This is a genomic window from Mycobacterium sp., assembly GCF_035623875.1.
Classification (GTDB): domain Bacteria; phylum Actinomycetota; class Actinomycetes; order Mycobacteriales; family Mycobacteriaceae; genus Mycobacterium.
Genome location: NZ_DASPSP010000006.1, coordinates 1 through 6,756 on the forward strand (window position 1 = coordinate 1; position 6,756 = coordinate 6,756).

A 6,756-nucleotide genomic window follows, 5' to 3' on the forward strand; every position below is an offset into this window, starting at 1 on the left:
CAGTGCTCGTCGAAACGGTCAACGTCGAGGCCGGCGTCCTGCCCGGTCACCGTGAAGCCTGGCTCGTTGCTGAATACCTCGTAGCGGAGCCGCTGCGCGGACTCGATCAGTGTGGGATCGGTGGACAGCAGTAGCGAGTACCGCGGCTCGGTGGATGAACCCGTCCCCGGGGCGGGCTTATCAGCGGGTATGAGGACCGAGTCAATGCTCATGCCCTCACAGTTAGCGATGTTGATCAGCTAATTGGCATCGGCGCCGTGACGTGTCCGTGCACGGAAGATGACGATGTCGCAGCGAAGATCGCACAACCGCGCAGGTCGAGGCGATCGACGTTGCCTGGATCACAATTTTCATCCAGACTGCGACGGTGGCTGAGGTCGACGGCGCGACGTTCGACCTCGGCGTGTTGCGCACCAAATACGCCCAGGAACGCCAGCGGCGCCTGCGCGCCGACGGGATCTCGCAGTACGTCCAGGTCGCCGGCGCATTCAGCCGTTTCGCCCACGACCCGTGGGCCGATCCCGAATTTTCCCGCGACCCCATCACCGACGAGGTCGACGTCGCGGTCGTCGGTGCCGGCTTCGGCGGGTTACTGATCGGAGCCCGGTGCAAGCAACTCGGCGTCGACAACGTCCGGTTGATCGACAAGGCCGCCGACGTCGGCGGGACCTGGTATTGGAATCGCTACCCCGGAATCGCCTGCGACGTCGAGTCCTACGTCTATATGCCGTTGCTCGAGGAGCTCGGCTATGTCCCGACCGAGAAGTATGCCAAGGGCGCTGAAATCCTGGCCCACTGCCGTCGCATCGCCGAGCACTACGACTTGTACCGTGACGCGTGCCTGCAGACTGAGGTAAAAGAAATCCGTTGGGAGGCAAATACTTCCCGCTGGGTGATCTCCACTGACCGCGGCGACGAGATCCGCGCCCGGTTTGTGGCGATGGCAAACGGCTACCTACAGAGGCCGAAACTGCCTGGCATAAAAGGCATTACAACGTTCGGCGGTCACGCGTTCCACACCAGCCGATGGGACTACGAATACACCGGTTCCGACCTCGCCGGATTGTCCGACAAGCGCGTCGGCATCATCGGAACCGGTGCGACGGCGATTCAGTGCGTGCCGCGGCTGGCCGAATCCGTCGATCGGCTGTTCGTCTTCCAGCGCACCCCATCAACGGTCGACGTGCGGGCCAACCGGCCGACCGAACCCGAGTGGGCCGCATCGCTGCAGCCCGGGTGGCAGCAGCGGCGCATGGAAAACTTCCAAATCCTCACCGCAGGTGGTACAGCCGACGAGGACCTGGTCGACGATGCGTGGACCAGCCTCACCAAGAAGATGCCGATCGTGAACGACGCCGGGCCGAACGCCGCCGAACTGGCCGACTTCGCCAAAATGGAAGAGATCCGGGCGCGCGTCGACGCGATCGTCACCGATGTCGCCACCGCGGAGGCGCTCAAGCCGTGGTACGGCTACTACTGCAAGCGGCCCTGCTTCCACGACGAGTACTTGCAGGCGTTCAACCGTGACAACGTCACCCTCGTCGACACCCGCGGCCGCGGAGTCGAGCAGATCACCCATGACGGCGTCGTCGTGGACGGCGTCGAATACCCGCTGGACTGTTTGATTTTCGCCACCGGCTTCGAGGTCGGTACCAGTTACTCCCAACGCACCGGCTTCGAAGTCATCGGCCGCGACGGCTTGACCCTCACCGAGAAATGGGCCGACGGCGTGCGCACGCTGCACGGCCTGCACGTCAACGGCTTTCCGAACTGCTTCATCGAAAGCATCGCTCAGTCCGGCTTCACCGTGAACTTCCCCTATCTCATCGACACCCAATCCCGCCACATCGCCTGGGTGATCGCCTGGGCGTCGCAGCACGGTGTCGCCGAGGTGGAGGCCACCCTCGACGCCGAAGCAGCCTGGGTCGACACCGTCGTGGAACGCTCCAGCGTGATCGCCGGCCGGCGCGAGTCGTGCACCCCCGGCTACTACAACCGCGAGGGTCACGCCGATGCCCGGTTGAACAAGGACAGCTTTTTCTTCGGCAGCCCAACCGAATACGCCGACACCCTCGAGGCGTGGCGGGCGTCGGGCAGCCTCGACGGACTTGCGATAGACGCCGCGGCCCTAGCGGCCGAGCAGACGTAAAAGCCCCCGACACGCCGAAGCGTGGGGGGCTTTTCCGTTCCCCCGCAAGCGGGAGGTGCCCCCAGCTCGCCCGGGTCAGCCCTTGCGGGCCTTGACCGCCTCGGTGAGCTGCGGCGCAACCTTGAACAGGTCGCCGACCACGCCGTAGTCGGCGATCTCGAAGATCGGCGCCTCTTCGTCCTTGTTGACTGCGATGATCGTCTTCGATGTCTGCATGCCGGCGCGGTGCTGGATCGCCCCGGAGATCCCGAGCGCGATGTAAAGCTGCGGCGAGACCGTCTTGCCGGTCTGGCCGACCTGGAACTGGCCCGGGTAGTAGCCGGAGTCCACGGCGGCGCGGGACGCGCCGACCGCGGCGCCCAGCGAGTCCGCCAATTCCTCGACCACGCTGAAGTTTTCGGCACTGCCCACACCGCGGCCACCGGAAACCACGATGGTCGCCTCGGTGAGCTCCGGCCGGTCGCCGGCGACCGCCGGCTCGCGCGAGGTGACCTTGGCCGCGTTCTCTGCGGGCGCCGGCACCTCAACGGTGACCTGCTCGCCCGCGCCGTCGGCCGGTTCGGCGTCGATCGCGCCGGCCCGCACGGTGATCACTGGGGTGTCGCCGTTGGCCTGCGCCTCGACGGTGAACGCACCACCGAAGATGGAGTGGATTGCCTTGGGGCCGGCCTGCACATCGACGACGTCGACCAGCAGACCAGAACCGATCCGGGCGGCCAGCCGGCCTGCGATTTCTTTCCCGTCAGCGTTGGCTGCCAGCAAAACGGCTGCCGGACTTGCCGATTCGGCCAGACCGGCTAACACGTCAACGGCCGGGGTGATCAGGTAGTTCGCCACGGCGTCGGATTCGGCCACATAGATCTTGGCGGCGCCGGCCGACTTCAACCCGTCGACGAGCGGCTCGGCGGTGCCCGGCTTACCCACCACGACGGCGGCCGGCTCGCCCAAAACACGCGCCGCGGTGATCAATTCGGAGGTGACCTTCTTCAAAGCGCCTTCCGCGTGCTCGGTGAGCACCAGTACTTCAGCCATGGGTTATTCCGTGTCTCTCGGTTTGGGATTGGCGTCTTAGATGATCTTTTGCGAAACAAGATACTGGGCGATCTTGCTGCCGCCTTCGCCCTCGTCGGTGACCTTTTCACCGGCGGTTTTGGGCGGCTTGGGGGTGGCCCCCAGCACTGTCGACCCGGCGTTCTCCAGCCCGACCTCGTCGGCCTCGACGCCGATCTCGGCCAGCGTCAGCTTGGTCACTTCCTTCTTCTTGGCGGCCATGATGCCCTTGAACGACGGGAAGCGCGGCTCGTTGATCTTCTCGGTCACGCTCACCACCGCAGGCAGCGACGCTTCGAGGGTGAACACGCCGTCGTCGGTTTCCCGCTCGCCGGTGATCTTGCCGCCGTCGACCGACAGCTTCCGCAAATGGGTCAGCTGCGGCAGGCCCAGGTACTCGGCGATGATGGCCGGCACCGCGCCGCCGACGCCGTCGGTGGACTCGTTACCGGCGATCACCAGCTCGGTGCCCTCGATGGTGCCCAGCGCACGCGCCAGCGCCCATCCGGTCTGGATGACGTCCGAGCCGTGCATGCCGTCGTCGAGCAGGTGGACGGCCTTGTCGGCGCCCATCGACAACGCCTTGCGAATGGCCTCGGTAGCCCGCTCCGGGCCCGCGGTCAGCAGGGTCACCGATCCCTCGGTGCCGTCGGCGGCCTCTTTCTCCCGGATGAGCAGCGCCTCCTCAACGGCCCGCTCGTTGATCTCGTCCAGCACCGCGTCGGCGGCCTCACGGTCTAACGTCCAATCGCCGTCGGTGAGCTTGCGCTCTGACCAGGTGTCTGGGACCTGCTTGATCAGGACCACGATGTTCGTCATGAGTGTCGGTCGTCCTCCTCGGAAGAGCCCTGCAGCCGCCAGCCGCAAGACCTAGGTCACGGCTTATGCAACCCGCACACGCATGTTACTAGCGGGTAACTTTGTGCGGTTCGCTCTCACACCATAGCGGGTCGTCCTGCAGGTTCTCACCGCCCGTATCCGGTTGACCGTTCGCGATCGAGCCGCGAGGGCTAGCCTGCCTATGCATTGGCGTCCACCCCAAACTGAAGTTCGGAGATTCCAACCCGTGCTACCTACTTAGACAGCAGGAGAGCTGAGTTGAGGTTCACAGTTCACAGACCGCCCGACGGCGAGGTCTCCCTGCGCTGGCACCGCCCGTCCGGCGGCGATGTTACGTGCCGCGTTCACGTCGGCGTTGCACTGCCCCGATCTGCAGGCCACACACGCGAAGACCGCTTGGCTCTTGCGGTTTTCGGGCGCGACATGCCCACAAGCGGAGCATCGTTGCGACGTGTACGCAGCCGGGACCCGTTCCAGGTGCCCCGCAGCCTTGCCCTCAAGCCGGGTAAGCAGCCGGCCCCACCCCTGACGACTGATCGCGCGGTTGAGGCCCCGTTTTTGCGCAACCCGAACACCCGGCTGGTCCAGAGTTCCGCGCGCCGAGCGAGTCATCGCCCGCACGTCGAGGTCTTCCACCCGAATGGTGTCGAACCGGCGCGCCAAATCGGTAGTAATCTTTTCCACCCAGTCGCGTCGGCGGTCTGCTTCGCGGGTTTTGATCCTAACGATCGCCAGTTTGGTGCGCCCTCGGCGGCGGGAGTCGCGCTCGGCGCGCGCCTTGCGTTGCTGCAGGCGGCGCAGGCGGATCCGTTCAGCAGGTGTCAGGCTAGGGGTGTGCAGCAGCTCGCCGGCGGACAGTGCCGCCGACACCGCCACCCCGCGGTCGATGCCGACCACGCTGCTATCGCACGCCAGCTTATTTCGGGGTCGGCGTCTCTTCCCTTCATGAAAGCCGGGGTCTCCCGTTGAAGAAGGTCCGATGAGCACATTCCATACCCCCACCGAGGAAGCCGTCTTGACGTTGACCGGTGAACGCACCATCCCGGGCTTGGACGTGGAGAACTACTGGTTTCGCCGCCACGAGGTGGTCTACCAGCAGTTGACGCCACGCTGCGCCGGCCGCGAGGTACTCGAGGCGGGCTGCGGGGAAGGCTACGGTGCCGATCTGATCTCTCGTGTCGCGCGCCGGGTGATCGCGCTGGACTACGACGAGGCCACGGTGGCGCACGTGCGGGCCCGCTATCCGCGGGTGGAGGTCCTGCACGGCAATCTGGCCGAGCTACCCCTGGCTGACGCGTCGGTCGACGTGGTGGTCAACTTCCAAGTCATCGAACACCTCTGGGATCAGGTCCAGTTCGTCAGCGAGTGCGCCAGGGTGCTGCGGCCATCGGGGCTGCTGATGGTGTCCACGCCCAACCGGATCACGTTCTCACCGGGCCGTGACACCCCGATCAACCCGTTCCACACTCGGGAGCTCAACGCCGATGAGCTGACCCAGCTATTGGTCGACGCCGGGTTTGCGTCGGTGTCATTGAGCGGCGTGTTCCACGGACCGCGGCTGGCCGAGATGGATGCCCGACACGGCGGCTCGATCATCGACGCCCAGATCGCGCGGGCGATCGCCGACGCGCCGTGGCCGGCGGAGCTGTTGGCCGACGTCACCGCGGTCACCAGCGCTGACTTCGACGTCGTAGAGACGGATGCCCGCGACATCAATGCCAGCCTCGATCTGGTCGCAATCGCGGTGCGCCCATGACCCGCGCCGACGACGATGATGCCGGTGCAGCCGCCATCGTGGGGGTACCGCCCGCTTGCGGGGGAGAGCGGCGCCCATGACGAAGCCGACCGGTAGCCGGGTGCCCGGTCTGTTCACCCTGGTGCTGCACACCCATCTGCCGTGGCTGGCCCATCACGGCCGCTGGCCGGTTGGTGAGGAATGGCTCTACCAGTCCTGGTCGGCGGCCTATCTGCCGCTGCTGCGGGTGCTGCGCAAACTGGCCGGCGAGGACCGCCACCGACTGGTCACCCTGGGCATGACGCCGGTGGTGACGGCGCAGCTGGACGACCCGTACTGCCTGGACGGGATGTATCAGTGGTTGGCCAACTGGCAACTGCGGGCCGCCGAGGCGGTCAGCATCCGTTCCGGAGACCGGTCGCATACCGCGACGTCGTCCGTGCCAGAAGCATTGCGGTCTTTCGGGATTCGTGAATTCGCTGAAACCGAGCAGGCGCTCGATGATTTCACCACCGGGTGGCGCCATGGCGGAAGCCCGCTGCTACGCGGGCTGATCGACACCGGCACTGTTGAGTTGCTGGGCGGGCCGCTGGCGCATCCCTTTCAGCCGTTGCTGACGCCCCGGCTGCGCGAGTTCGCGCTGCGCGAGGGCTTGGCCGATGCCCGGCAGCGGTTGTCGCACAAGCCGATTGGAATCTGGGCACCCGAATGCGCCTACGCCCCAGGGATGGAACACGACTATGCGGCCGCCGGAGTCGGGCATTTCATGGTCGACGGGCCGTCGCTGCACGGTGACACCGCGCTGGGCCGGCCGGTCGGCGACTCCGACGTCGTCGCGTTTGGACGCGACCTGCAGGTCAGCTACCGGGTGTGGTCGCCGAAGTCCGGTTATCCCGGCCACGCCGCATACCGCGATTTCCACACCTACGACCACCGCACCGGCCTCAAGCCGGCCCGGGTCACCGGCCGCAACGTGCCGTCG

General features: G+C 66.1%; 6 protein-coding genes and 1 pseudogene. 3 read left to right on the plus strand and 4 right to left on the minus strand.

Annotated features, from left to right (window positions below):
* Positions 1-212: GNAT family N-acyltransferase (locus tag VEI45_RS00700; protein ID WP_324849131.1), on the minus strand; the 212-nt coding region annotated here is incomplete at its 3' end.
* Positions 213-367: 155 nt separating this feature from the next.
* Here VEI45_RS00700 and VEI45_RS00705 point away from each other — a divergent pair.
* Positions 368-2,149 carry an NAD(P)/FAD-dependent oxidoreductase gene (locus tag VEI45_RS00705; RefSeq protein ID WP_324849132.1) on the plus strand — a complete coding sequence of 594 codons (1,782 nt, stop codon included), beginning with the start codon at positions 368-370 and terminating at the stop codon, positions 2,147-2,149.
* A 75-nt stretch (positions 2,150-2,224) separates the two neighbouring features.
* On the opposite strand, the gene VEI45_RS00710 is transcribed toward VEI45_RS00705, so the two are convergent.
* From VEI45_RS00710 to VEI45_RS00720, 3 genes are all read right to left on the minus strand, one after another.
* Entirely contained in the window at positions 2,225-3,181 is a 957-nt protein-coding gene (locus VEI45_RS00710) for an electron transfer flavoprotein subunit alpha/FixB family protein (protein ID WP_324849134.1), read from the minus strand.
* 36 nt (positions 3,182-3,217) lie between these two features.
* Positions 3,218-4,018 (minus strand): electron transfer flavoprotein subunit beta/FixA family protein, encoded by an 801-nt coding sequence (locus tag VEI45_RS00715; RefSeq protein ID WP_324849136.1) that lies wholly within the window; start codon positions 4,016-4,018, stop codon positions 3,218-3,220.
* A gap of 258 nt (positions 4,019-4,276) precedes the next feature.
* Positions 4,277-5,080, minus strand: a complete 804-nt coding sequence (locus VEI45_RS00720) for a transposase (protein WP_324849138.1) — start codon at positions 5,078-5,080, stop codon at positions 4,277-4,279.
* Between VEI45_RS00720 and VEI45_RS00725 the strand changes: the two genes are divergently transcribed.
* Both VEI45_RS00725 and VEI45_RS00730 read left to right on the plus strand, forming a co-directional pair.
* Positions 5,019-5,795, plus strand: coding sequence for a class I SAM-dependent methyltransferase (locus VEI45_RS00725; RefSeq protein ID WP_324849140.1), 777 nt, complete (start codon positions 5,019-5,021; stop codon positions 5,793-5,795). The genes VEI45_RS00720 and VEI45_RS00725 overlap by 62 nt on opposite strands.
* 76 nt (positions 5,796-5,871) lie before the next feature.
* Positions 5,872-6,756: pseudogene (locus tag VEI45_RS00730) on the plus strand (1,4-alpha-glucan branching protein); the annotation flags it as partial.

Coding starts and splice junctions, on each gene's coding strand:
- VEI45_RS00710 (WP_324849134.1), bottom strand. CDS start 3,181: ATGGCTGAAGTACTGGTGCTCACCGAGCACGCGGAAGGCGCTTTGAAG.
- VEI45_RS00715 (WP_324849136.1), bottom strand. CDS start 4,018: ATGACGAACATCGTGGTCCTGATCAAGCAGGTCCCAGACACCTGGTCA.
- VEI45_RS00725 (WP_324849140.1), top strand. CDS start 5,019: ATGAGCACATTCCATACCCCCACCGAGGAAGCCGTCTTGACGTTGACC.
- VEI45_RS00720 (WP_324849138.1), bottom strand. CDS start 5,080: ATGGTGCGTTCACCGGTCAACGTCAAGACGGCTTCCTCGGTGGGGGTA.